At 67.4% G+C, this 21,014-nt stretch carries 25 protein-coding genes; 23 read left to right on the forward strand and 2 right to left on the reverse strand.

What is annotated here, in order from left to right:
* Positions 1–21: 21 nt before the first annotated feature.
* On the reverse strand, positions 22–4,536 hold the full coding sequence (locus AB4Z18_RS03575) for an FtsK/SpoIIIE domain-containing protein (protein WP_441781332.1): 4,515 nt from the start codon (positions 4,534–4,536) through the stop codon (positions 22–24).
* Positions 4,537–4,672: 136 nt separating this feature from the next.
* On the opposite strand from AB4Z18_RS03575, the gene AB4Z18_RS03580 reads away from it, so the two are divergent.
* The 4 genes from AB4Z18_RS03580 to AB4Z18_RS03595 are packed head-to-tail and all read left to right on the forward strand — an operon-like array spanning position 4,673 to position 7,564.
* Positions 4,673–4,963: a hypothetical protein gene (locus AB4Z18_RS03580; protein WP_441781333.1), complete on the forward strand. Its 291-nt coding sequence runs from the start codon at positions 4,673–4,675 to the stop codon at positions 4,961–4,963.
* Positions 4,964–4,971: 8 nt separating this feature from the next.
* Complete coding sequence (locus tag AB4Z18_RS03585; RefSeq protein ID WP_441781334.1) at positions 4,972–6,324, forward strand: putative T7SS-secreted protein; 1,353 nt, start codon at positions 4,972–4,974, stop codon at positions 6,322–6,324.
* 11 nt (positions 6,325–6,335) lie between these two features.
* A complete protein-coding gene (locus tag AB4Z18_RS03590) occupies positions 6,336–6,956 on the forward strand; it encodes a hypothetical protein (protein WP_441781335.1) in 621 nt (206 codons plus the stop codon).
* Positions 6,953–7,564 (forward strand): hypothetical protein, encoded by a 612-nt coding sequence (locus AB4Z18_RS03595; protein ID WP_441781336.1) that lies wholly within the window; start codon positions 6,953–6,955, stop codon positions 7,562–7,564. The genes AB4Z18_RS03590 and AB4Z18_RS03595 overlap by 4 nt, the downstream gene beginning before the upstream one ends.
* Here AB4Z18_RS03595 and AB4Z18_RS03600 read toward each other — a convergent pair.
* On the reverse strand, positions 7,521–8,279 hold the full coding sequence (locus tag AB4Z18_RS03600) for a hypothetical protein (RefSeq protein WP_441781337.1): 759 nt from the start codon (positions 8,277–8,279) through the stop codon (positions 7,521–7,523). The genes AB4Z18_RS03595 and AB4Z18_RS03600 overlap by 44 nt on opposite strands.
* A 153-nt stretch (positions 8,280–8,432) precedes the next feature.
* On the opposite strand from AB4Z18_RS03600, the gene AB4Z18_RS03605 reads away from it, so the two are divergent.
* The 19 genes from AB4Z18_RS03605 (at position 8,433) to rplE (ending at position 20,919) form a co-directional block, all read left to right on the forward strand.
* On the forward strand, positions 8,433–8,729 hold the full coding sequence (locus AB4Z18_RS03605) for a WXG100 family type VII secretion target (protein ID WP_441781338.1): 297 nt from the start codon (positions 8,433–8,435) through the stop codon (positions 8,727–8,729).
* 389 nt (positions 8,730–9,118) lie between these two features.
* Positions 9,119–9,493, forward strand: a complete 375-nt coding sequence (rpsL, locus tag AB4Z18_RS03610; RefSeq protein WP_011186743.1) for a 30S ribosomal protein S12 — start codon at positions 9,119–9,121, stop codon at positions 9,491–9,493.
* Positions 9,493–9,963, forward strand: a complete 471-nt coding sequence (gene rpsG / locus AB4Z18_RS03615) for a 30S ribosomal protein S7 (RefSeq protein ID WP_441781339.1) — start codon at positions 9,493–9,495, stop codon at positions 9,961–9,963. The genes rpsL and rpsG overlap by 1 nt, the downstream gene beginning before the upstream one ends.
* Before the next feature lie 102 nt (positions 9,964–10,065).
* Positions 10,066–12,180 (forward strand): elongation factor G, encoded by a 2,115-nt coding sequence (gene fusA / locus AB4Z18_RS03620; RefSeq protein WP_441781340.1) that lies wholly within the window; start codon positions 10,066–10,068, stop codon positions 12,178–12,180.
* A 115-nt stretch (positions 12,181–12,295) separates the two neighbouring features.
* Positions 12,296–13,489: an elongation factor Tu gene (tuf, locus tag AB4Z18_RS03625; RefSeq protein WP_441781341.1), complete on the forward strand. Its 1,194-nt coding sequence runs from the start codon at positions 12,296–12,298 to the stop codon at positions 13,487–13,489.
* Between the two features lie 767 nt (positions 13,490–14,256).
* A complete protein-coding gene (rpsJ, locus tag AB4Z18_RS03630; protein ID WP_441781342.1) occupies positions 14,257–14,565 on the forward strand; it encodes a 30S ribosomal protein S10 in 309 nt (102 codons plus the stop codon).
* Positions 14,566–14,579: 14 nt separating this feature from the next.
* Positions 14,580–15,254 (forward strand): 50S ribosomal protein L3, encoded by a 675-nt coding sequence (rplC, locus tag AB4Z18_RS03635; protein WP_441781343.1) that lies wholly within the window; start codon positions 14,580–14,582, stop codon positions 15,252–15,254.
* A 4-nt stretch (positions 15,255–15,258) separates the two neighbouring features.
* Positions 15,259–15,906, forward strand: coding sequence for a 50S ribosomal protein L4 (rplD, locus tag AB4Z18_RS03640; RefSeq protein WP_441781344.1), 648 nt, complete (start codon positions 15,259–15,261; stop codon positions 15,904–15,906).
* Entirely contained in the window at positions 15,906–16,205 is a 300-nt protein-coding gene (gene rplW / locus AB4Z18_RS03645) for a 50S ribosomal protein L23 (protein ID WP_441781345.1), read from the forward strand. The genes rplD and rplW overlap by 1 nt, the downstream gene beginning before the upstream one ends.
* A 24-nt stretch (positions 16,206–16,229) precedes the next feature.
* Positions 16,230–17,069: a 50S ribosomal protein L2 gene (gene rplB / locus AB4Z18_RS03650; protein ID WP_441781346.1), complete on the forward strand. Its 840-nt coding sequence runs from the start codon at positions 16,230–16,232 to the stop codon at positions 17,067–17,069.
* A 12-nt stretch (positions 17,070–17,081) separates the two neighbouring features.
* On the forward strand, positions 17,082–17,363 hold the full coding sequence (gene rpsS, locus AB4Z18_RS03655) for a 30S ribosomal protein S19 (protein WP_018191964.1): 282 nt from the start codon (positions 17,082–17,084) through the stop codon (positions 17,361–17,363).
* A gap of 25 nt (positions 17,364–17,388) precedes the next feature.
* Positions 17,389–17,781, forward strand: a complete 393-nt coding sequence (gene rplV, locus AB4Z18_RS03660; protein ID WP_441781347.1) for a 50S ribosomal protein L22 — start codon at positions 17,389–17,391, stop codon at positions 17,779–17,781.
* A complete protein-coding gene (gene rpsC / locus AB4Z18_RS03665; protein ID WP_441781348.1) occupies positions 17,781–18,548 on the forward strand; it encodes a 30S ribosomal protein S3 in 768 nt (255 codons plus the stop codon). Before rplV ends, rpsC begins: the two co-directional genes overlap by 1 nt.
* Before the next feature lie 2 nt (positions 18,549–18,550).
* On the forward strand, positions 18,551–18,970 hold the full coding sequence (gene rplP, locus AB4Z18_RS03670) for a 50S ribosomal protein L16 (RefSeq protein ID WP_018191961.1): 420 nt from the start codon (positions 18,551–18,553) through the stop codon (positions 18,968–18,970).
* Positions 18,970–19,299: a 50S ribosomal protein L29 gene (gene rpmC / locus AB4Z18_RS03675; protein WP_441781349.1), complete on the forward strand. Its 330-nt coding sequence runs from the start codon at positions 18,970–18,972 to the stop codon at positions 19,297–19,299. Before rplP ends, rpmC begins: the two co-directional genes overlap by 1 nt.
* Complete coding sequence (gene rpsQ, locus AB4Z18_RS03680) at positions 19,299–19,604, forward strand: 30S ribosomal protein S17 (protein ID WP_018191959.1); 306 nt, start codon at positions 19,299–19,301, stop codon at positions 19,602–19,604. Before rpmC ends, rpsQ begins: the two co-directional genes overlap by 1 nt.
* A complete protein-coding gene (gene rplN, locus AB4Z18_RS03685) occupies positions 19,601–19,969 on the forward strand; it encodes a 50S ribosomal protein L14 (RefSeq protein ID WP_021759574.1) in 369 nt (122 codons plus the stop codon). The genes rpsQ and rplN overlap by 4 nt, the downstream gene beginning before the upstream one ends.
* 3 nt (positions 19,970–19,972) lie before the next feature.
* On the forward strand, positions 19,973–20,332 hold the full coding sequence (gene rplX, locus AB4Z18_RS03690) for a 50S ribosomal protein L24 (protein WP_374009690.1): 360 nt from the start codon (positions 19,973–19,975) through the stop codon (positions 20,330–20,332).
* Positions 20,332–20,919, forward strand: coding sequence for a 50S ribosomal protein L5 (rplE, locus tag AB4Z18_RS03695; RefSeq protein ID WP_441781350.1), 588 nt, complete (start codon positions 20,332–20,334; stop codon positions 20,917–20,919). Before rplX ends, rplE begins: the two co-directional genes overlap by 1 nt.
* Positions 20,920–21,014 lie beyond the last annotated feature (95 nt).

A 21,014-nucleotide genomic window follows, 5' to 3' on the forward strand; every position in this document is an offset into this window, starting at 1 on the left:
GAGTAGGCGCCGCCGCCCGGCTCAGACCCGCACGCGGGTCGGCAGCGACGCATCCACCAGCGGCACCTGCACCCGGGTGAAGCCGCCCTTCTGGATGAACACCCCGCGTCCGGGAGGGAACTCCGACCGGTTGAGGCGGGGCAGCGGCGTCTTGAGCAGCAGGTCGCCCTCGATGGAGTCGGGCTGCAGCAGCAGGCCACGACGGCCGTTCTTGACCTCCCCGAGCAGCGGCCACGACGTGCCCCAGGCGCTCGACTCGGCCTCGGCGACCAGCAGGTGGTCGCTGCGCCGCACCGTCCGAACCAGCTCCACGATGGCGGCGTCTGCGGGCGTCTGCAGGAAGTCGCCGATGCTCTCCACGAACACGGCGATGCGTCCCTCCGTGTCGGGGTCCGCCACCGCGACCGCGAGGTCCTTCGCCAGCGCTGCGGCGTCCGCCGGGTTCAGGGCACGGTCCGTCCACAGCTCCGACGCCGATAGCGGCGAGCGTGCGCTTCCGACGTAGTACAGGCGGGTCTCCGCATCGAACCGAGACGCAGCGTCCGCGATCGCGGCGAGGGCGGTCGTCCGTCCGCTGGCGGGCGGCCCCGCGACGAGCAGCGTGCCCGACGGTTCGAAGCCGAGCGGCCCCAGATCCACGTCGCCGATCCCCAGCACAGGCAGGCCTGCCACTTCATCGGGCAGCGACGCCGGCGCGAGTTCTTTCGGCATCGACCCGACGGCGGGCGCGTGGGCGATCCCCGCGCGCTCCATCGCCTCGGCGAGCCGCCGCACCGCCTCCGACTGGTCGGAGACCGCGCGCGAGCCGCCCAGCACGGCGACCTGCGTCTCGTAGCCGTCGACGATGGCCCGGCCGGGGGGAGACGCGGGCGAGAGGATGTCGCTGGGCACATCCAGCATCCCGTAGCCGTCGTCCGCCAGGCGCAGCACGACCCGCCGCTGGACCAGTGAACCGATGGCGGTCGGCACGGCGCCGGCGCGGTCGCCGGTCAGCGCGACGTGCATCCCAAGGCGTCGTCCGTCGGCGAGCAGGTCGCGGAAGACGTCGTACCACTGCGAGCGTCCCGCCGGGATCTCGAAGTCTTCCCGGAAGCTGGGGAACCCATCGACGAGAAGCAGGATGCGCGGCTCGTCCTGCCGCCCGGTCAGCGACCGGTACTCGGTGATGTTCGAGGCGTTCGCCTCGGCGAAGCGCGGCCCGCGGTCCTCCAGCGTCTCCTTCAGCATCCGGAACAGCCGGATGATCCGCTCCGGGTCGTCGCCCGCGATGATCGAGCCGACGTGCGGCAGCTTCTCGAGCATCCGGAGGCTGCCGGCGCCGAAGTCGAGGCCGTAGACGTGGACCGGCCCGCCCCGCGGCGTGATCGCGGCGGCCGACGCGAGTGTGCGCAGCACGGTCGACTTACCGGAGCCGCCGGTGCCGTACACGGCGATGTTGCCGTCGACGTCGGGCTGGAAGTAGACCGGCCGCTGCTCCTGGCGGTCGGGGATGTCGGCGACGCCGAGCAGCAGCTCCGCATCGGTCCGCTGCCGCAGCAGCCCCAGGTCGTAGGCAGCCGCGAGTTCGTCGAGCCATGGGCGCCGGGGAGCCGGGATGTGCGCGGCCGCCTGCGCCCGCACGATCGAGGCGACCATCCGCTGCTGGTCGGTCGGCCCGAGGTCGCGCTCCGGCTCCTCGGCCGGACGCTCCTCCTCCCAGCGGACCTCGCCACCGAACCGCAGCTCGGCGACCTCGACGCCCGCGCGCTCCGGTTCGCGGGTGGTCCATCCGCCGGCGTAGGCGGACTGGAAGCGCACCAGGCGCCCGGGGCCGGTCTTCGCCATGCCGCGACCGGGGATACTCGGGTCGAAGTGGGCGGCATCCGCGACGCCGACGACGTCCTGGCTGTCGGACTCGTCCGCCATCCGCAGCGCGATGCGGAGGTTGGTGTTGGCGCGCAGGTTGTCCTTGATGACCCCAGCGGGCCGCTGCGTCGCCATGATGAGGTGGATGCCGAGCGAGCGTCCGCGCTGGGCGATGTCGACGACGCCGTCGACGAACTCGGGCACCTCGCCGACGAGGGCGGCGAACTCGTCGATGACCAGCACGAGGGCGGGCGGGCTGTCCGGGTCGCCGCGCTTCTCCAGCTCCAGGAGGTCTTTGGCCTTCTTCCGGTTGAGCAGGTGCTCCCGGTAGTGCAGCTCGGCCCGGAGACTCGTGAGCGCCCGCCGGACCAGGTGCGGGCTGAGGTCGGTCACCAGTCCGACGCAGTGGGGGAGGGCGACGCAGTCCGCGAACGCCGAGCCGCCCTTGTAGTCGACGAAGAGGAAGGTGACGCGGTCCGGGCTGTACTCGGCGGCCATCCCGAGCACCCACGCCTGCAAGAACTCGCTCTTACCCGCACCGGTGGTGCCACCGACCAGGGCGTGCGGGCCTTGCGTGCGGAGGTCGAGGTGCATGGCGTCGACACCGGCCGACCCGATGGTGGCGCGGAGTGTGCCCGGGCGTCGGCGTGCCGGCTTTGCGCCGGCGGCGCGGTCGTGGATGGACGCGTTCTGCCGCCAGCGGTCGACCACAGCACTCGACGATTCGGCCAGTTCGTGGCCGAGCAAGGTCACGAGCGAGACGGAGCGCGGAAGATCGGAGGCGTCGGCGACGAGGGCGCCGGCGTCGATAACCGGCGCCATCCGCTTCGCGTAGTCGAGGGCGGTCGCGGCGGTGACCGGTTCGGTGACGACGTCCTCGATCGTCTCGCCGATCCGGACGAAACCGGCCCGCGCGCGGTGCGGCTGGTCGGTGTGCTGCAGGAAGGTGCGGCAGACAGCCGGAAGCCGGTCGACGTCGTCCGAGAGCCAGACCGGGAAGATGCCGGCGTCGGCAGCCGCCTCGGCCAGCTGAACCAGCCGGGCGCGGTCGACGGCGACGTCGTCGGAGATGACCACGACGACGGCAGGGACCGGCGACGGCGTACCGTCGGTGGTCTGCGACCGGCCGACGTCCGCGCCGCGTTCGAGGGCCGCGCGCTCCTGCTCCATCGCGCCGCGACGCTGCGGGCCGGCCTTCGCCGCGGCGAGGCGCTCCTCGACCAGACCCTCGAGGGCGCTGAGCACCCCGGCGGCGCTGGAGGCGCTGTCCGCGAGGTGGCCACCGGCGAGCGGGCTGTGCGGGGATGACGTGTGCGGCATCCACTTCAGCCACCCGAGTTCGCGCGACCAGCGCGGCGAGACGAGGGCGGCCACGGCCAGCTCCGAGGGGGAGTGCAGCGCGGTGAGCTGCACGAGGACGGAATTGACTGAGCCCGCGATGAGGTCGGCGGGGCCGGCGATCCCGAGCGCCCCGGATTCATAGAGGTTGTCGAGCACGGGCACGTCGTCCACGTGCGCGTTCGCCTCGATGACCGCATCCAATCGCTCCTGGAACTCGACGATGAGCTCGCCGCGGTCGACGGCCTGCACGGTGTTGCGCGAGCGCATCGTCCCGCGGCCCAGCTGCAGGTTGAGGAACGACCAGTGCTCGGGGCGCCGGGTCCACAGCAGGGGACCGCGCCGCACCGCCTCTGAGAGGGCGTCGGCGGTCGTCGGCGTCTCGGCCTGCCGCAGTTCCACCTCGGTGCGGCGCTCCTGCGCGAGCTTGGTGGAGAGGGCCTCCAGCCGCTGCTCGAACAGCGCGATCTGCTTCTTCAGCTTGCGCTTGCCGCGCGTGCGGCCGCTGATGAAGTTTCCGATCAGCATGACCGGCGACAGGAGGACGAACAGCAGCGTCGTCGGCTGATGGGTGAGGGCGAACATCGCGCCGCCGAGCAGCAGCGGGGTGATCATGGCGAGAAGCGGGAAGGGCGGGTCGTCCTTCTCGCCGGGGACCTCGGGCGCCTGGAACGCCTGTCCGGCGTAGCGGCGCTCGACCCGCGGCGACCGGTTGAAGAACACCGGCCCCGCAGTCGGGGCGGCAGCGGGCAGCTCCGACCCCGCCTTCACCTCGAGCGACACCTCCGTGTCGCCGAGCAGCAGCGTCTCCGAGCGCCGGACGGTGAACCGGGTGACGAGGCCGCCGTCGACAACCACCCCGTTCGCCGACCCGAGGTCGACGACCTCCACGCCGTCGCCTGCCTCGAACCGCACGTGGCGCTTGGAGACGAGGGGATCCTGCAGCACGATGTCGCACGACTCGTCGCGTCCCAGCACGGTCGACCCCGCGCGCAGGGGGAACTCGGTCCCCTCCTGAGGGCCGCTGAGCACCCGCAGGGTCGCGACGACGGGAACGTCTCCCAGCTCAGGCGAGGCGTAGTGGAGGCCGGCGTCGGCCAGGGCGACCGTCGCGCCGCTGCCGATCCAGGCCTCGCCGACCGGGGCGTCCGGCGGGAGCACGAGAGGGTCCGCCTGGCCGGGAAGCTGCGCGCGGAGCGTCAGCGCCCCGGGCGCCGCGACCGGCCCCGTGCGGCGCGGGTCGATGCGCGCGACCGTCGCGGCGACCTCCGAGATGCTGGCGGCGGCGTCCGCGGTGACCACGATGTCGTCGCTGCTGCCGGACGGGCGGGCGAGGGTCAGTTTCAGTCGCACTTCAGCACCATACCGACTCCTTCACATGGAGTGGATGGGGACCGCTCCCCATCGCTTCCCCGCTGGTCCACCGGTACGTTGCTGTAGGCAGGATGGCCCAGGCATGGGGCCGTCGTGGACCGACAGGGGAGGAACAGTGTCCGATCTCGTACTCAAGCTGGACGAACTGGTGCAGCTGCGCGACGACCTCGACGCCGTCGTGCGCGAGTTCCAGAACGCCGACGACTTCAGCGATTCCGTCGCCGCGGCGACCGGGCACGACGATCTGCAGGGCCACGTCCGCGACTTCGCCCACAAGTGGAACGAGAAGCGCAAGGAGATGACCGAGAACGTGAAGAACGTGCAGCAGGTCATCGCGGCGGTGGCCGACAACTTCATCAAGGTCGACGGCGACCTCGCCAAAGCGCTCGACACGAAGAAGAACTGAGGGACGAGATGAGCGACAAGGAGTTCCAGCCCCTCACCGGCGATCCGGACGTCCTCGAGGCGAAGGCCCGGCACTACCAGGCCATCGGCGAGGCCATCCAGCGCTCGGTCAAGGAGCTGAACAAGATTCACGACGTCGACGGCTACAAGTCGCAGGCCGTCTCCAAGCTGCAGGAGATGTCGAAGGACACGGCGGACGACATCAACAAGGCCAAGGACCGCTACTCGAAGACGGCCGCCGCGCTGATCGCCTACGCTGCCGAGCTGCGCGAGGCACAGGACGACGCCGACAAGGCCATCGCCCTGATCGACCAGAAGCAGAGTGCGGCCGACGCCGCGCACACGGCCGCATCCACAGCGCACACGGACGCTCAGAGCGCCAAGCCAGAAGACGCCTCCACGGCGAACAAGGCCGCGTCGAAGGCCGATGACGCGGCCCGGGATGCCAACGCCGCACTGCACGCGGCGCACCAGGCCTGGTTCGACGCCCGCGACAAGAAGAACCGCGCCGCCGACAAGGCCGTCGACGCGATCGTGGATGTGGTCGACCACCACAATAACGGGCTCAAGAACCCGGGCTTCTGGGACAAGGTGATGGATGTGATCAGCACCATCGGCGACATCGCCGGCGTGCTCGCCATCTTCTTCGCCTGGGTACCCATCCTCGGCCAGGTCCTGGTCGTCATCGCGCTCGTCGCCTCCATCATCAAGCTCGTGGATGCCGTGGTGAAGTTCGCGAACGGCGAGGGCAGCTTCCTCGACGTGCTGGGCGCTGCGGTGACCGTTGTCCTCAGCGTGTTCGGTGGCCGGATCTTCGCCTTCCTCGGCAAGGCCGCCCGGATCAAGGCGCTCGCCCGCGTGCCTAAGGCCGTCGGCGGTGTCCGCACCAGCCCCAACGCCATGCTGAAGATGCAGATCGGCAAGCGCCTGATGAAGTCGGCCACCAAGAAGCTGTTCGAGAACCCGTCGAAGGATCTCAACGTCTGGAAGGCGGCCGGCGACTCCGCCGCCGCACAGCGGGAGGCCTACAAAGCGCTGGTCACGAACGGCGCGGACAAGGCCAAGGCCATGCGCGCGCTCCTCGGCATCGATCAGAACGTCGTCCGCGCCGTCTCCCACGACGTCGGCGCACGCGAGTTCAACCCGCTCACCGCGGTCGCTGCCTACCACCAGGGTTCGGCGCTCATCAACAAGGGCATCGACCTCGTGAACGTGCCGGGTAAGGTCGACTCGATCGTGAACAAGCTGGACGGCGGACGCAACCACACCGACCTGCCGCAGGTGCCGAACATCGACCTGCAGAAGTTCGCGATCGGCGCCGGCGACAAGTACGTGCCGACGTACAAGAGCCACAACGGCTGAGGGGGATACGCATGACGTTGCGACCGCAGGACATCGTCGACTTCTCCTTCGACGCTCCAGAGGGCTGGTACGACGTCGAGCTGCTGGGGGAGCAGGGCAGCGACGACTGGCCGGAGCGCCTCGCGGCCTCGGGCGGCGCCGGGCCGCTCGCGGGTGAGCTCGCCGAACGGTTGCGGGCGCTGCAGCAGCTGCTGCACGCGGAGGATCCGACGGGCGCGACGCGTGCCCGCGCCTACATCCCGGTTCCGTCGACCGGCGTGCTGAACGCGTTCCAGACCTTCGAGCTGCTGCAGCTGGAGGTGGATGACACCCCCGAGAGCTACCTCGCCGCCACCGACGCCGAAGGCGCCCACCGCGAGCCCGGCTACGAGATCCTCGGCTACCGCTCCTGGCGCACGGCGCACGCCACCGGTGAGCTGGTCGGGTTCACGCACCTGACCGCGATCGCCGACGCCGACGCCGGGGATGCGCTCCTCGAGCAGCGCGTCGTCTTCGCCATCTTCCCGGTCGGCGCGGCTCAGGCCTTCCACATGGTGTTCCGGTCGGCGTTCGTCGGCGGCTTCGCCGACATGGTCGCGGAGACGCAGGAGATCGCCGACTCGCTGCGCGTCACGCTGGGGGAGTACGCATGAGCGAGACGCGCCTGACGTCGCTGGATGACGAGCTCACCATCGTCTTCCCCGGCACCTGGGTCATGGTCCCGCTGCACGACGACGAGGCGGCAGCCCGCCGCATCCAGCGCCTCGTCACGGAGCGTGTCGGCCGGGCGGACCGGCTGGCCCGCGTACGCCGCACGGCGAAGACCGAGCTTGAGCGCCTGGTGGCGATGGCGAACGACAGCACGGCCTTCGCGCTCGCTCTGTCGCTGGAGATCCTCCCGGGCGTGCCCTTCCCTGCCTCCCTCGTGCTCTCGCGCGAGGAGTGGCCGACCGCGCCGGAGGAGGATGCCGACCTGGCGGTGCACCTGGCGCGCAGCTTCCCCGACGACGACGCGCTGGACCTCTCGATCGGCCCGGCCCGACGTCGTTCGCAGGTCCGTCAGACCACCTACGACGAGGAGTCGTCGCCGGAGCTGGTGGCCGACTACCGCTTCCCCGCTCCGGGAGGCGAGCGCCTCATCCATGCGCGCGTGAACGCCCCGATGGCGACCGCTCCGGACCTCTACCTGGAGCTGTTCGACGCGATGATCGACTCGATCAGCTTCCGCGCACCGCTTCCGGAACCGGCCGCCGGCCGCTGACGCGCGCCCGGAACGCCCGCACCACGAGCGTTACCGAGACCGCGACGAGCGCGACGGTGATGATCCACCAGACGATGGCGCCGACCGTTCCCACCGGCCAGAACAGCCAGCCGGCGACCAGGAACGACGCGAGCCCGTACGGGATTCCGGCGAGCAGCACGCCGCGGCCGGGCCGCCAGCCGAGCAGCATCAGCTCGGTCCAGAACCGCGTCCACGGCGTCAGGCGCACCGGCAGGAGGGAGAGGGCCGTCGGCCCGAGCGTCGGTGGTCCGATCACCGAGCGCGACCATCCCGTGCTGGAGAGACGCTCACCGGCGTACGAGGGGAGCAGGCTCCGCACGACGTAGGTCCACGAGAGCACCGCCAGCGGTATGGATGCGAGGGGGAGGGCGACGAAGGCGTACCCCAGCAGCGGAACCAGCACGACGACCGCGAACAGCAGGAACAGCACGGTGACCACCACGTCGTCCCCGGTGACGAAGTCGCGCGAGCTGAACTCGGGGTTGGTGCTCCACAGCGCGAACGGCAGGGCCGCAGGCAGCAGCAGGGTGATGAGCCCGAGCGCCGTCCATACGACGGCGATCAGCAGGTATCCCACCGGCCGGAGGACCCGCTCGGCGCCAGACGGCGGTGTCGCAGCCCGGTCCGAGCGTGGCAGCCGCGTGCGTGCGGCGGCGGAGTTCCGGTTCGGCTTCATCGGGCTGTACGACGGCATGGCTGCCAGGCTATCCCGCTGGCCCTGCGCCGGTGAACCCGGCGGCATGGGGAGTGCTCCCCATTCCATCCCCTCCTCTCGCCTGGTTAGGTAGACGTAGCTGGTCGGCCCCGGGGGTACGGCCTCTTTCGAACCGAAGGGATAAGGACCGTCATGGCCAACATGAACGTCACGTACGGCGAGATGACCGATGCCGCCAACCGCCTCACCGCGGGCAAGGACGACATCACCGCGAAGCTCCACGAGCTCCAGAACCTGGTGAACGGGCTCGTCAACGGCGGCTTCGTCACCGATCAGGCGTCCGGCGCCTTCCACTCCTCCTACGAGCAGTTCACCAAGGGCACCACGGACGCGGTGAACGGACTCGACGGGATGTCGCAGTTCCTCACCAAGGCGGCCGACGCCCTGCAGAACGTCGACAGCGAGCTCGCCAAGGGCATCGGCGGCTGAGCCGAGCGCACACCGTACGACGAGCGCGGGTACCCGAACGGGTGCCCGCGCTCTTCTGCGTCCCGGCTCTTTCGCCCTCCGCGGACATGGGCCTCCGGCGGCCTCGCTCATTTGACCGGCCGACACCCGGACGATAGTATTTACCGGGTGTGCGCTCTGTCGCGCGCTTGCTTCGTGCCCGTTTCCCGGGCCAGGAGCGAGTGGGCTGGCACGTACTCATCCGATGGGCAGGGAGACCGCACGGAATCCCCGCCCCCACGGCATATCGGCTGGCAGACAACGCCTGTCGGCCGATCCCCCCCGGAAACGAGAAGCCCGCGAAGCGGGTTGGTCGTTCATGGGGAAAAGGCAACAACTGTCACCGTGCAGTCCATAAAAGGAGAAGTTCAGTGCCAACCATTCAGCAGTTGGTCCGCAAGGGACGGACGCCGAAGGTCACCAAGACCAAGGCTCCCGCCCTGAAGGCCAACCCCCAGCAGCGCGGCGTGTGCACCCGTGTCTACACCACCACCCCCAAGAAGCCGAACTCCGCGCTCCGCAAGGTCGCCCGTGTGAAGCTGTCGAACGGGACCGAGGTCACCGCTTACATCCCCGGTGAGGGCCACAACCTGCAGGAGCACTCGATGGTGCTCGTCCGCGGCGGTCGTGTGAAGGACCTCCCCGGCGTCCGCTACAAGATCGTTCGCGGCGCCCTGGACACCCAGGCCGTCAAGAACCGCAAGCAGGCTCGCAGCCGTTACGGCGCGAAGATGGAGAAGAAGTAATGCCTCGCAAGGGTCCCGCTCCCAAGCGCCCCGTCGTCGCCGACCCGGTGTACGGCGCGCCGGTGGTCAGCCAGCTCGTCAACAAGATCCTCCTCGACGGCAAGAAGGGCCTCGCCGAGCGCATCGTCTATGACGCGCTCGAGGGCGTCGGCACCAAGTCCGGTCAGGACGCGGTCGTCGTGCTCAAGAAGGCTCTCGACAACGTTCGTCCGACCCTCGAGGTCCGCAGCCGCCGCGTCGGTGGCTCGACCTACCAGGTGCCGGTCGAGGTCAAGCCGCACCGCGCGAACACGCTCGCGCTCCGCTGGCTCACCAGCTACGCCAAGGGTCGTCGCGAGAAGACGATGACCGAGCGTCTCACCAACGAGATCCTCGACGCCTCCAACGGCCTCGGTGCCGCTGTCAAGCGCCGCGAGGACACGCACAAGATGGCCGAGTCGAACAAGGCCTTCGCCCACTACCGCTGGTAACCCAGCCGGTAGGAACACTGTGGTCCGTCCGGGCGTTGCACTTCTCAGAGGTGCCGCGCCCGGACGGCACACCTTCCACTTTCTATTTTTCGGAGGAACCCTGTGGCACAGGACGTGCTCACTGACCTGAACAAGGTCCGCAACATCGGCATCATGGCCCACATCGATGCCGGCAAGACCACCACGACCGAGCGCATCCTGTTCTACACGGGCGTCAACCACAAGATCGGCGAGACGCACGACGGCGCCTCGACCACCGACTGGATGGAGCAGGAGAAGGAGCGCGGCATCACCATCACGTCCGCGGCCGTCACCTGTTTCTGGAACAAGAACCAGATCAACATCATCGACACGCCCGGTCACGTCGACTTCACCGTCGAGGTGGAGCGTTCGCTCCGCGTCCTCGACGGCGCCGTCGCCGTGTTCGACGCGAAGGAGGGCGTTGAGCCCCAGTCGGAGACCGTGTGGCGTCAGGCCGACAAGTACGTCGTCCCGCGCATCTGCTTCGTCAACAAGATGGACAAGCTCGGCGCCGACTTCTACTTCACGGTCGACACCATCGTGTCCCGCCTCGGCGCCAAGCCGCTGGTGATGCAGCTCCCGATCGGTTCCGAGTCCGACTTCGTCGGCGTCGTCGACCTGGTCGAGATGCGCGCGCTGGTCTGGCCGGGCGACTCCAAGGGTGATGTCACCATGGGCGCCAAGTACGAGGTCCAGGAGATCCCGGCCGACCTTCAGGAGAAGGCCGCGGACTACCGCAACCGTCTGCTCGAGACCGTCGCCGAGACCGACGACGCGCTCCTCGAGAAGTTCTTCGCGGGCGAAGAGATCACGATCCCCGAGATCAAGGCAGCTATTCGCAAGCTGACCGTGAACAACGAGATCTACCCGGTCCTCTGCGGTTCCGCGTTCAAGAACCGCGGTGTCCAGCCGATGCTCGACGCCGTGATCGACTACCTCCCGTCGCCGCTCGACGTGCCCGCCATCGAGGCGCACAACCCGCGCGACGAGGAGCAGGTCATCCTGCGTCACGCCGACGCCACCGAGCCGTTCTCGGCGCTGGCCTTCAAGGTCGCCGTCCACCCGTTCTTCGGTCGCCTCACCTACGTGCGCGTCTACTCGGGCCGTCTCGACTCCGGTGCCCAGGTCATCAACTCGACCAAGGGCAAGAAGGAGCGCATCGGCAAGATCTTCCAGATGCACGCCAACAAGGAGATCCCCGTCGACTCCGTCACCGCGGGCAACATCTACGCGGTGATCGGCCTCAAGGACACCACCACCGGTGACACCCTGAGCGACCCGGACAACCAGGTCGTGCTCGAGTCGATGACCTTCCCGGAGCCCGTGATCGAGGTCGCCATCGAGCCGAAGACCAAGGCCGACCAGGAGAAGCTGGGCACCGCGATCCAGAAGCTGGCCGAAGAGGACCCGACGTTCCGCACCGAGCAGAACCAGGAGACCGGCCAGACCGTCATCAAGGGCATGGGCGAGCTCCACCTCGACATCCTCGTCGACCGCATGAAGCGCGAGTTCAACGTCGAGGCGAACGTCGGCAAGCCCCAGGTGGCCTACCGCGAGACGATCCGCCGCACGGTCGAGAAGTACGACTACACCCACAAGAAGCAGACCGGTGGATCCGGTCAGTTCGCAAAGGTGCAGATCAGCCTGGAGCCGATCGAGGTCACCCCGGAGACCTCGTACGAGTTCGTGAACGCCGTCTCCGGCGGTCGCGTGCCGCGCGAGTACATCCCCTCGGTGGACGCGGGCATCCAGGACGCGATGCAGGTCGGCGTCCTCGCCGGCTTCCCGACGGTGGGCGTCAAGGCGACGCTCCTCGATGGTGCAGCGCACGACGTCGACTCCTCGGAGATGGCGTTCAAGATCGCCGGCTCGATGGCCTACAAGGAGGCTGCTCGTAAGGCGAACCCGGTGCTCCTCGAGCCGCTCATGGCGGTCGAGGTGCGTACGCCGGAGGAGTACATGGGCGATGTCATCGGCGACCTGAACTCCCGTCGTGGACAGATCCAGTCCATGGAGGACGCGAGTGGCGTCAAGGTCGTTCGCGCGAACGTCCCGCTGTCGGAGATGTTCGGCTACATCGGAGACCTGCGGTCCAAGACCTCGGGCCGCGCGGTGTACTCGATGCAGTTCGACAGCTACGCGGAGGTCCCGAAGGCTGTGGCCGACGAGATCGTCCAGAAGAGCAAGGGCGAGTGACCTCGGTCACTCACCCCAGGCAACATCCCGTAACATAAGAAACCAATCCGCAGATCCCACCGGTCGAAATCCATCGACCGGGGGATGTGCACGAGAGTCCTGAGGAGGACCCACAGTGGCTAAGGCCAAGTTCGAGCGGACTAAGCCGCACGTCAACATCGGAACCATCGGTCACGTCGACCACGGCAAGACCACGCTCACCGCGGCGATCTCCAAGGTGCTTGCTGACAAGTACCCCTCGGCGACCAACGTGCAGCGCGACTTCGCGTCGATCGACTCGGCTCCGGAAGAGCGTCAGCGCGGTATCACGATCAACATCTCCCACGTGGAGTACGAGACGCCGAAGCGCCACTACGCGCACGTTGACGCCCCGGGTCACGCCGACTACATCAAGAACATGATCACCGGTGCGGCTCAGATGGACGGCGCGATCCTCGTGGTCGCCGCCACCGACGGCCCGATGGCTCAGACCCGTGAGCACGTTCTGCTCGCCAAGCAGGTCGGCGTGCCGTACCTGCTCGTGGCGCTGAACAAGTCCGACATGGTCGACGACGAGGAGATCCTGGAGCTCGTCGAGCTCGAGGTCCGCGAGCTGCTCTCCAGCCAGGACTTCGACGGCGACAACGCCCCGGTCATCCGCGTCTCGGGCCTCAAGGCTCTCGAGGGCGACGAGAAGTGGACCCAGTCCATCCTCGACCTCATGGAGGCCGTGGACGACTCCATCCCGGACCCGGTTCGCGACAAGGACAAGCCGTTCCTGATGCCGATCGAGGACGTCTTCACGATCACTGGTCGTGGCACCGTCGTCACCGGTCGCGCCGAGCGCGGAACCCTCGCCATCAACTCCGAGGTCGAGATCGTCGGCATCCGCCCGACGCAGAAGACCACGGTCACCGGTATCGAGATGTTCCACAAGCAGCTCGATGAGGCCTGGGCCGGCGAGAACTGTGGTCTGCTCCTCCGTGGCACCAAGCGCGAGGACGTGGAGCGCGGCCAGGTCGTGGCGAAGCCGGGTTCTGTGACCCCTCACACCAACTTCGAGGGCACCGCCTACATCCTGTCCAAGGATGAGGGTGGCCGTCACAACCCCTTCTACACGAACTACCGCCCGCAGTTCTACTTCCGTACCACCGACGTCACCGGCGTCATCTCGCTGCCCGAGGGCACCGAGATGGTCATGCCCGGCGACACCACCGACATGTCGGTCGAGCTGATCCAGCCGATCGCCATGGAGGAGGGCCTCGGCTTCGCCATCCGTGAGGGTGGCCGCACCGTTGGCGCCGGTACGGTGACCAAGATCAACAAGTAAGTCCTTCGCGACTCACTCGCAAGAGGGTCGGGCCTTCGGGCCCGGCCCTCTTTCGCGTTCCTGGCAGTCCTCTCCAGGGGGTTTACGTACCGAGCAGGGCGTCGCAGAATTGACGCACCGTTTCATCCGGACGGTTCCGTCGATGAGAGGAGCGCCTATGGATTCCCACAGCCTCGCAAACCAGCCCACGCCGCTGACAGATTCTCGTAACGGAAGTTCGGGGGCCGCCTAGCGGTCGTGGAACATTCAGCTGAGTGGCGGCGCGAGGCGCCACTCGAGCGGGGCCGGCAACGCCGGCCCCGCTCTCTTGTGTCAGCCCCTCTGCCGAGTGGTGACATCTCGTCACGAGTCGCCTGGAAAAAGAGCAAAGACTCACCACTCGCCGGATGCTCGGGATGGCGCGACACGCGGGCGCGACACGCCCGGGTTGCAGCATTGGCCGCGATCTGGCAAACTTGTCTAGTTCAACATTTCGGAACGTGTGCGCCTGTGCGCTCGCGAACCGGATCACTGCCAGGCAGTGCATAGCCCACCGCACGGGTCCCTAGCGAGACCGGCGGGTCGTTGGTTAGGCCGCAGGCAGCAGAACACGCTCAATTCGATCACCTCAGAAGTCAGGGGCTACCCCTGTGCCTCGAAAGGTCCGGTCGAGGAGTTGACAGAAGAATAGTGGCGTTCCCCACGCGTACGTCGCACCGCGTCCAATGCGAAGAACGGCTCTCCACGAGCCGTCTCGTACGACGCCATAACAAGAGAGAGAGTCAGACATGGCGGGACAGAAGATCCGCATTCGGCTTAAGTCGTATGACCACGAGGTCATCGACTCCTCGGCGCGCAAGATCGTCGACACGGTGACCCGTGCCGGCGCGACCGTCGTCGGCCCGGTGCCGCTTCCCACCGAGAAGAACGTGGTGGTCGTCATCCGTTCGCCCCACAAGTACAAGGACAGCCGCGAGCACTTCGAGATGCGCACGCACAAGCGGCTGATCGACATCATCGACCCGACGCCGAAGGCCGTCGACTCGCTCATGCGTCTCGACCTGCCCGCCGACGTCAACATCGAGATCAAGCTCTAAGGGGGAATGCCACTATGCCTAACTCCAACAGCGCAGCCGTGTCGGGCAAGACCTCCAAGGGCCTCCTCGGCAAGAAGCTCGGCATGACCCAGGTCTGGGATGAGAACAACAAGCTCGTCCCCGTGACCGTCATCGAGATCACGCCGAACGTCGTGACCCAGGTCCGTACCCCCGAGGCCGACGGCTACAACGCCGTCCAGATCGCCTACGGCCAGATCGACCCGCGCAAGGTCAACAAGCCGTCCGCCGGCCACTTCGACAAGGCCGGCGTCACGCCGCGCCGTCACCTCACCGAGGTCCGCACCTCCGACGCCGCCGAGTACGCGGCCGGTCAGGAGCTCACCGTCGACGCCACCTTCGAAATCGGCCAGCGGGTCGACGTCGTCGGTACGTCGAAGGGTAAGGGCTTCGCCGGTGTGATGAAGCGCCACAACTTCCAGGGCGTCTCCGCTTCGCACGGTGCGCACCGCAACCACCGCAAGCCGGGTTCCATCGGCGCCTCCTCGACCCCGAGCCGTGTCTTCAAGGGCATGCGCATGGCCGGTCGTATGGGTGGCGAGCGCGTCACGGTCCTGAACCTCACCGTTCAGGGCATCGACGCCGAGAAGGGCCTGCTGCTGGTCAAGGGAGCCGTTCCCGGCGCCCGTGGCCGCATCGTTTTCGTCCGCAACGCAGTGAAGGGGGCCTAAGTAGATGGCTACCTCGATTGACGTCGTCGACCTCAAGGGCAAGAAGGCCGGCTCCATCGAGCTTCCCGAGGCCCTGTTCGACGTTCAGACCAACATCCCGCTGATCCACCAGGTCGTGACCGCCCAGCTCGCCGCAGCGCGCCAGGGCACCCACAAGACCAAGGGTCGTGGCGAGGTCTCCGGCGCCGGCCGCAAGCCGTTCAAGCAGAAGGGCACCGGTCGCGCTCGTCAGGGCTCGATCCGCGCTCCTCAGATGACCGGTGGTGGCATCGTGCACGGCCCGACGCCCCGCAGCTACGCCCAGCGGACCCCGAAGAAGATGATCGCCGCTGCTCTGCTCGGTGCTCTCTCGGACCGCGCCCGTGGCGCTCGCATCCACGCCGTCCAGGCCTTCACCACTGGTGACGCGCCCTCGACCAAGGCCGTCGTCGACCTGCTGAGCGGCATCGCGACCTCGAAGCACGTCCTCGTCGTGATCGAGCGCGATGACGAGCTGGCCTTCAAGAGCGTCCGTAACGTCCCCACCGTGCACGTCCTGACCCAGGACCAGCTGAACGCGTACGACGTCCTGGTGAGCGACGACATCGTCTTCTCGCAGGCCGCCCTCGAGGCGTTCATCGCAAGCAAGAACAAGGAAGAGGTGAACGCGTAATGGCCGCCGTCAACAAGGACCCGCGCGACGTCATCATCGCCCCGGTCGTCTCCGAGAAGAGCTACGGCCTGATCGACGAGGGCAAGTACACCTTCCTCGTCGACACGCGTTCGAACAAGACCGAGATCAAGCTCGCCATCGAGTCGATCTTCAAGGTCGAGGTCGCGTCGGTGAACACCCTGAACCGTCAGGGCAAGACCCGTCGCACCAAGTTCGGTCAGGGCAAGCGCAAGGACACCAAGCGTGCGATCGTGACGCTGAAGTCCGGTTCCATCGACATCTTCACGGCCGTCGGCTGAGCGAAGGACTAGAGGAAGACAGACATGGCTATTCGTAATTACAAGCCCACGACCCCCGGTCGTCGCGGCTCCTCGGTCGCAGACTTCGCCGAGATCACCCGCTCGACGCCGGAGAAGTCCCTTCTCCGTCCGCTGTCGAAGACCGGTGGCCGCAACAACCAGGGCCGCATCACGACCCGTCACATCGGTGGTGGCCACAAGCGCCAGTACCGCGTGATCGACTTCCGTCGCAACGACAAGGACGGCGTCAACGCCAAGGTCGCCCACATCGAGTACGACCCCAACCGCACGGCGCGCATCGCGCTGCTGCACTTCGTGGACGGCACCAAGCGCTACATCCTGGCGCCCGCCGGCCTGAAGCAGGGCGACGTCGTCGAGTCGGGCGCCGGTTCGGACATCAAGCCGGGCAACAACCTGCCGCTGCGCAACATCCCGACCGGTACCGTCGTGCACGCGATCGAGCTGAAGCCGGGCGGCGGCGCGAAGATCGCCCGATCGGCCGGATCCTCGGTCCGCCTCGTCGCGAAGGACGGCCCCTACGCCCAGCTGCGCCTCCCCTCGGGCGAGGTCCGCAACGTCGACGCGCGCTGCCGCGCGACCGTCGGCGAGGTCGGCAACGCCGAGCAGTCGAACATCAACTGGGGCAAGGCCGGCCGTATGCGCTGGAAGGGCGTCCGCCCGACCGTCCGCGGTGTCGCCATGAACCCGATCGACCACCCGCACGGTGGTGGTGAGGGCAAGACCTCCGGTGGTCGCCACCCGGTCAGCCCGTGGGGTCAGAAGGAAGGCCGCACGCGCCACCCCAACAAGGAAAGCGACAAGCTCATCGTCCGCCGTCGTAACGCCGGCAAGAAGCGTAAGTAGGAGTTCGAGAAGATGCCACGCAGTCTCAAGAAGGGCCCCTTCGTCGACGAGCACCTGTTTCGCAAGGTGGTCGCCGCGAACGAGGCCAACAGCAAGAACGTGATCAAGACCTGGTCGCGCCGCTCGATGATCGTCCCGGCCATGCTGGGTCACACCATCGCGGTGCACGACGGTCGCAAGCACATCCCGGTGTTCGTCACCGAGACCATGGTCGGTCACAAGCTCGGCGAGTTCGCGCCGACCCGCACCTTCCGTGGACACGTGAAGGACGACAAGAAGGGTCGCCGCCGCTGACCGCGGTGGCGTAAGGAGGAGAGAAATGGTGGAGTCGATCGCCCGAGTGCGACACATCCGCGTTACCCCCATGAAGGCCCGCCGCGTCGTCAACATGATCCGCGGCAAGCAAGCTCAGGAGGCCCTGGCCATCCTGAAGTTCGCCCCCCAGAGTGCGAGCGAGCCGGTATACAAGCTCGTCGCCTCGGCCATCGCCAACGCGCGAGTCAAGGCCGACCAGAGCAACACCTACCTGGACGAGCAGGACCTGTACGTGAGCCGCGCCTTCGTGGATGAGGGGACCACCCTCAAGCGGTTCCAGCCGCGTGCACAGGGTCGGGCCTTCCGCATCAACAAGCGCACCAGCCACATCACCGTCGTCCTGACGACGCCGGATGAGGCCGAGGCCGCCCCCGTCAGCAAGAAGGCGAGCAAGTAATGGGTCAGAAAGTCAATCCGTACGGCTTCCGTCTGGGCATCACCACCGACCATGTGTCGCGGTGGTTCTCGGACAGCACCAAGCCGGGTCAGCGTTACAGCGACTACCTCGCTGAGGACGTCAAGATCCGCACGCTGCTGAAGACGTCGCTCGACCGCGCGGGCGTGTCCCGTATCGAGATCGAGCGCACCCGTGACCGCGTCCGCGTCGACATCCACACCGCCCGCCCGGGCATCGTGATCGGTCGTCGTGGCGCCGAGGCCGAGCGCATCCGCGCCGACCTCGAGAAGCTCTCGGGCAAGCAGATCCAGCTGAACATCCTCGAGGTGAAGAACCCCGAGGCCGACGCCCAGCTCGTCGCTCAGGGCATCGCCGAGCAGCTCGCCGCCCGCGTGGCCTTCCGCCGCGCGATGCGCAAGGGTCTGCAGGGCGCGCAGCGCGCCGGCGCCAAGGGTGTCCGCATCCAGGTGTCCGGCCGTCTCGGCGGCGCCGAGATGAGCCGCTCCGAGTTCTACCGCGAGGGTCGTGTGCCGCTGCACACGCTCCGCGCCAACATCGACTACGGCTTCTACGAGGCCAAGACCACCTTCGGTCGCATCGGTGTCAAGGTGTGGATCTACAAGGGCGACATCACGAACAAGGAACTGGCTCGCGAGCAGGCTAACCAGAAGCCGTCGCGCGAGCGCAACGACCGTCCGCGTCGCGGTGGCCGGGGCAACGCCCCCGAGTCCTCGAACGCGCCGGCCGCAGCAGGAGTTGAGGCATAACCATGTTGATCCCACGCAGAGTCAAGCACCGCAAGCAGCACCACCCCGGCCGTAGCGGCCAGGCGACCGGTGGCACGAAGGTCTCCTTCGGCGAGTTCGGCATCCAGGCCCTGACGCCCGCTTACGTGACCAACCGTCAGATCGAGTCCGCTCGTATCGCCATGACGCGTCACATCAAGCGTGGCGGCAAGGTGTGGATCAACATCTACCCCGACCGTCCGCTCACGAAGAAGCCGGCCGAGACCCGAATGGGTTCCGGTAAGGGTTCGCCGGAGTGGTGGGTCGCCAACGTCAAGCCGGGTCGAGTCCTCTTCGAGGTCTCCGGCGTCTCCGAGCAGCTCGCTCGCGAGGCCATGACCCGTGCAATCCACAAGCTGCCCCTCAAGGCACGCATCATCAAGCGCGAGGAGGGCGACGCGTAATGGCGATCGGATCCAAGGAGCTTGCCTCGAGCGAGCTCGACACTTTCGAAGACGAGCGACTCGTCGACGAGCTGAAGAAGGCCAAGGAAGAGCTGTTCAACCTGCGCTTCCAGTCGGCCACCGGTCAGCTCGAGAGCCACGGCCGCCTGCGCGCCGTGAAGCGCGACATCGCCCGTATCTACACCGTGATCCGTGAGCGCGAGCTCGGGATCCGGGCGACCCCGGTTGTGACCGAGGCCGCGCCGAAGGCTGAGAAGAAGGCCCGCGCCAAGAAGGCTGCCCCGGCAGCCGAGGCCGAGGCCGACACCACGAATGAGGAGGCCAAGTAATGGCTGAGACCACCAAGGCCGCGGCCGCGGAGTCGGCGGCCGACGAGGCCCTCGTCCGCGGGTACCGCAAGGCCCGTCGCGGTTACGTCGTCAGCGACAAGATGGATAAGACCATCGTCGTCGAGGTCGAGGACCGCGTGAAGCACCCCCTGTACGGCAAGGTCATCCGCCGCACCTCCAAGGTGAAGGCGCACGATGAGAACAACACCGCCGGCATCGGCGACCTCGTTCTCATCAACGAGACCCGTCCCCTGAGCGCCAGCAAGCGCTGGCGCCTGGTTGAGATTCTGGAGAAGGCCAAGTGATCCAGCAGGAATCCCGACTCAAGGTCGCCGACAACACCGGCGCCAAGGAGCTCCTCACGATCCGCGTGCTCGGCGGCTCCAGCCGTCGGTACGCCGGCCTCGGCGATGTCATCGTCGCCACGGTCAAGGATGCGATCCCGGGTGGGAACGTCAAGAAGGGCGACGTCGTCAAGGCGGTCGTCGTGCGTGTTCGCAAGAATACCCGCCGCCCGGACGGCTCCTACATCAAGTTCGACGAGAACGCTGCCGTCATCCTGAAGAACGACGGTGACCCCCGCGGCACTCGTATCTTCGGACCGGTCGGCCGCGAGCTCCGCGACAAGAAGTTCATGAAGATCATCTCGCTCGCACCGGAGGTGCTGTAACCCATGGCGAACATCAAGAAGGGCGACCTGGTCCAGGTCATCTCGGGCCGCTCGCAGGCCCGCGGTGGTGACCGTGGCAAGCAGGGTCGCGTGATCGAGGTTCTGGTCGAACAGAACCGCGTGATCGTCGAGGGCGTCAACTTCGTGACCAAGCACGTGCGCGTCGGCCAGACGCAGCGTGGCACGAAGACCGGCGGCATCGAGACCCACGAGGCTTCGATCCACGTCTCGAACGTGGCCCTGGTCGACCCCGAGACCAAGAAGCCGACCCGCGTCGGCTTCCGCGAAGAGAGTGTCACGAAGGACGGCGTCACCAAGACGGTCCGCGTTCGTTACGCCAAGAAGTCTGGTAAGGACCTGTAATGACCGACACTGCAACCGCTGCTGGCAAAATCCAGCCGCGCCTGAAGCAGAAGTACAAGACCGAGATCTCCCAGCAGCTCCAGGGTGACTTCGGCTTCACGAACGTGCACCAGGTGCCCGGTCTCGTGAAGATCGTCGTCAACATGGGTGTCGGCGAGGCGGCCCGCGACGGCAAGGTGATCGACGGTGCGGTCAACGACCTCACTCTGATCACCGGCCAGAAGCCGCAGGTCACCAAGGCCCGCAAGTCCATCGCGCAGTTCAAGCTGCGCGAGGGTCAGCCGATCGGCGCGCATGTCACGCTGCGCGGCGACCGGATGTGGGAGTTCCTCGACCGCCTCCTCTCGCTCGCGCTTCCGCGTATCCGCGACTTCCGCGGCCTCAGCGACAAGCAGTTCGACGGGAACGGCAACTACACGTTCGGTCTCACGGAGCAGTCGATGTTCCACGAGATCAACCAGGACCGCATCGACCGCGTCCGCGGTATGGACATCACTGTGGTGACCACCGCCAAGAACGACGACGAGGGCCGCGCGCTGCTCAAGCAGCTCGGCTTCCCGTTCCGTTCCAACGACGCGGCCAACTAGGCCCACCGCGGGCCGGCCGACCCGGCCGGCCCGCTTCCACCACAGGTCGTCAGTCGTGTAACGGCTGAACGAAACCTGGTGTATGTAAGGAAAAT

The sequence above is a fragment of the Leifsonia sp. 2TAF2 genome (assembly GCF_052115085.1).
Classification (GTDB): Bacteria; Actinomycetota; Actinomycetes; order Actinomycetales; family Microbacteriaceae; genus Leifsonia.

Excerpts from the sequence above, each read along its gene's own strand:
- rplE (WP_441781350.1), top strand. The coding sequence starts at position 20,332 with ATGACCGACACTGCAACCGCTGCTGGCAAAATCCAGCCGCGCCTGAAG.
- rpmC (WP_441781349.1), top strand. The coding sequence starts at position 18,970 with ATGGCGATCGGATCCAAGGAGCTTGCCTCGAGCGAGCTCGACACTTTC.
- AB4Z18_RS03595 (WP_441781336.1), top strand. The coding sequence starts at position 6,953 with ATGAGCGAGACGCGCCTGACGTCGCTGGATGACGAGCTCACCATCGTC.
- rplX (WP_374009690.1), top strand. The coding sequence starts at position 19,973 with ATGGCGAACATCAAGAAGGGCGACCTGGTCCAGGTCATCTCGGGCCGC.
- AB4Z18_RS03585 (WP_441781334.1), top strand. The coding sequence starts at position 4,972 with ATGAGCGACAAGGAGTTCCAGCCCCTCACCGGCGATCCGGACGTCCTC.
- rplB (WP_441781346.1), top strand. The coding sequence starts at position 16,230 with ATGGCTATTCGTAATTACAAGCCCACGACCCCCGGTCGTCGCGGCTCC.
- rplP (WP_018191961.1), top strand. The coding sequence starts at position 18,551 with ATGTTGATCCCACGCAGAGTCAAGCACCGCAAGCAGCACCACCCCGGC.
- rpsJ (WP_441781342.1), top strand. The coding sequence starts at position 14,257 with ATGGCGGGACAGAAGATCCGCATTCGGCTTAAGTCGTATGACCACGAG.
- rpsQ (WP_018191959.1), top strand. The coding sequence starts at position 19,299 with ATGGCTGAGACCACCAAGGCCGCGGCCGCGGAGTCGGCGGCCGACGAG.
- rpsG (WP_441781339.1), top strand. The coding sequence starts at position 9,493 with ATGCCTCGCAAGGGTCCCGCTCCCAAGCGCCCCGTCGTCGCCGACCCG.
- rpsS (WP_018191964.1), top strand. The coding sequence starts at position 17,082 with ATGCCACGCAGTCTCAAGAAGGGCCCCTTCGTCGACGAGCACCTGTTT.
- AB4Z18_RS03600 (WP_441781337.1), bottom strand. The coding sequence starts at position 8,279 with ATGCCGTCGTACAGCCCGATGAAGCCGAACCGGAACTCCGCCGCCGCA.
- AB4Z18_RS03605 (WP_441781338.1), top strand. The coding sequence starts at position 8,433 with ATGGCCAACATGAACGTCACGTACGGCGAGATGACCGATGCCGCCAAC.
- AB4Z18_RS03590 (WP_441781335.1), top strand. The coding sequence starts at position 6,336 with ATGACGTTGCGACCGCAGGACATCGTCGACTTCTCCTTCGACGCTCCA.
- rpsC (WP_441781348.1), top strand. The coding sequence starts at position 17,781 with ATGGGTCAGAAAGTCAATCCGTACGGCTTCCGTCTGGGCATCACCACC.
- rplW (WP_441781345.1), top strand. The coding sequence starts at position 15,906 with ATGGCCGCCGTCAACAAGGACCCGCGCGACGTCATCATCGCCCCGGTC.
- rplC (WP_441781343.1), top strand. The coding sequence starts at position 14,580 with ATGCCTAACTCCAACAGCGCAGCCGTGTCGGGCAAGACCTCCAAGGGC.
- rplD (WP_441781344.1), top strand. The coding sequence starts at position 15,259 with ATGGCTACCTCGATTGACGTCGTCGACCTCAAGGGCAAGAAGGCCGGC.
- rplV (WP_441781347.1), top strand. The coding sequence starts at position 17,389 with ATGGTGGAGTCGATCGCCCGAGTGCGACACATCCGCGTTACCCCCATG.